This window comes from Streptomyces sp. SID14478 (assembly GCF_010548525.1).
Classification (GTDB): domain Bacteria; phylum Actinomycetota; class Actinomycetes; order Streptomycetales; family Streptomycetaceae; genus Streptomyces.
The window spans coordinates 1-1,498 of sequence record NZ_JAAGMG010001248.1; the positions used below are offsets into that span (position 1 = coordinate 1).

The 1,498-nt window shown below is 73.9% G+C and carries 1 protein-coding gene and 2 pseudogenes; 1 reads left to right on the top strand and 2 read right to left on the bottom strand.

The features are described from left to right. Positions 1–344: pseudogene (locus G3I40_RS39925) on the bottom strand (hypothetical protein); the annotation flags it as partial. A 69-nt stretch (positions 345–413) separates the two neighbouring features. Continuing rightward, positions 414–1,259: a helix-turn-helix transcriptional regulator gene (locus G3I40_RS39930; RefSeq protein ID WP_164559717.1), complete on the bottom strand. Its 846-nt coding sequence runs from the start codon at positions 1,257–1,259 to the stop codon at positions 414–416. A gap of 137 nt (positions 1,260–1,396) precedes the next feature. On the opposite strand from G3I40_RS39930, the pseudogene G3I40_RS47735 reads away from it, so the two are divergent. Continuing rightward, positions 1,397–1,498: pseudogene (locus G3I40_RS47735) on the top strand (short-chain dehydrogenase); the annotation flags it as partial.

The window sequence follows — 1,498 nt, forward strand, 5'->3', positions numbered from 1 at the left end:
GCGAAGGCGCCGGCGAGCGCCGCCAGGAAGGCGAGCGCCAGCCACCACCGGTGCCCGCGCCGCCAGTTGCGCACGGTGACCTGCCGGTCCTGCAGCACGTCGAACTTCCCGGCCCGGCTCGCTCCGCGGCCCAGCGCCACGTACCGCTTCCTGCGGGTGTACGCCACCGCCGCCGCGACCGCGAGGAACAGCACGGCCCCGCCGAGCACCCCGATCCGCCGGCCGGTGAATCCGGCGGGCAGCACCCCGATACCGGCCGCGGCGACCCCGAGCCACCACATCGGGGCGGCTCCGGCCCGCACCACGACCGCCGTCCTGACCAGCCCCTGCGCTCCGCGCGTCACCGTTTCCTCCTCCGGCACGGTCCGTCTGGGGCGGGAGGTTAGCGACGGTTTCTGAGGGTGGGGTGAGAGCTACGTGAGAGCCCAGCTGCCCAGCATGCGCAGCCGCTCCTCGGTCACCGAGCCGGGCTCGGGGGTGTACACGACGAGCGCCTGCTCCGGCTCCCCGGCGACCGTCAACGTCTCGTAGGGCAGGGACAGTTCCCCCACGACGGGGTGCTGGATGCGCTTGGCGCCGTGCCGCTTCTCGCGGACCTGGTGGTCCGCCCACAGCCGCCGGAAGTCCTCGCTGCCCAGCGACAACTCACCGACCAGCGTGGCCAGTTGAGGATCCTGTGGGTGGTCGCCCGCGTCCAGGCGGAGATAGGCGACCGTCTCGGCGGCGACGGCAGGCCAGTCCGGGTACAGGTCGCGGGCCGCCGGGTTGAGGAAGACCTGGCGCGGCATGTTGCGGTCCTTGGGGGCCATCGCCGAGAAGCCGACCACCGCGTCGCCGAGCGGGTTCCACGCCAGGACGTCCATGCGGCGGCCGAGCACGAACGCCGGGGCCTTCTCGATGGTGGCAAGGAGCAGCCGCAGTCCGGGCCTGACCTGCTGCGCGGCCGGGCGTCCCGCGGCCCTGCGGCGGGTCTCGGCGGGGCGGGCGACGGCGCGCAGATATCCCTGCTCGGTGTCGTCGAGGTGCAGGACGCGGGCGATGGAGTCGAGCACGGCGTCCGACACCGAGGTGCCCCTGCCCTGTTCCAGGCGGATGTAGTAGTCGACGCTGACCCCGGCGAGCTGGGCGACCTCCTCGCGGCGCAGCCCCGGCACCCGGCGCCGTCCGTGCCCCGCCAGGCCGACCTCCTCGGGCTGGATGCGGGCGCGCCGCGAGCGCAGGAAGTCGCCTATGTCACCGGTGTCGCCGAGTGCGTTCATGACGTCGATCCTAGGCAACGGCCGCGCCCGCATCCTGGTACTGGCGGACCCAGGAAAAGCCCTGCCCTGGGTAAGCCGCGCGGGCCGCCGCAAGCTGGGTGCACACCGAACGGCGCACCACACCACAGGGAGTTCCCATGTCGTACGAAGCACTCGCCGGCCGCACCGCCCTCGTCACCGGCGCCGCCAGCGGCATGGGCGCGGCAACGGCCCGCCTGCTCGCCGCGAACGGCGCCCGC

Excerpts from the sequence above, each read along its gene's own strand:
- G3I40_RS39930 (WP_164559717.1), bottom strand. The coding sequence starts at position 1,259 with ATGAACGCACTCGGCGACACCGGTGACATAGGCGACTTCCTGCGCTCG.